The sequence below is a fragment of the Ammoniphilus sp. YIM 78166 genome (assembly GCF_004522215.1).
Classification (GTDB): domain Bacteria; phylum Bacillota; class Bacilli; order Aneurinibacillales; family RAOX-1; genus YIM-78166.
Window position 1 is genome coordinate 1 of record NZ_SDLR01000046.1, and the last position, 470, is coordinate 470.

The window sequence follows — 470 nt, forward strand, 5'->3', positions numbered from 1 at the left end:
GCCGGAGCTCTGCAGGCACTGAAACTGCTGAAAGAATATCTGCCAGCGTCCTACCACGAAGGGTCTAAAAATCCGGTAGCGCGTGAACGTGTTCACAGTGCAGCGACTATCGCGGGTATCGCGTTTGCGAACGCCTTCCTGGGTGTATGTCACTCAATGGCGCACAAACTGGGTTCCCAGTTCCATATTCCGCACGGTCTGGCAAACGCCCTGCTGATTTGTAACGTTATTCGCTACAATGCGAACGACAACCCGANTTCCCAGTTCCATATTCCGCACGGTCTGGCAAACGCCCTGCTGATTTGTAACGTTATTCGCTACAATGCGAACGACAACCCGACCAAGCAGACTGCATTCAGCCAGTATGACCGTCCGCAGGCTCGCCGTCGTTATGCTGAAATTGCCGACCACTTGGGTCTGAGCGCACCGGGCGACCGTACTGCTGCTAAGATCGAGAAACTGCTGGCATG

1 pseudogene is annotated in these 470 nt (G+C 54.6%); it reads left to right on the plus strand.

The annotated features are described in order from the left end of the window. Positions 1 to 39: 39 nt before the first annotated feature. A pseudogene (locus EIZ58_RS32805) lies at positions 40 to 470 on the plus strand (hypothetical protein); the annotation flags it as partial.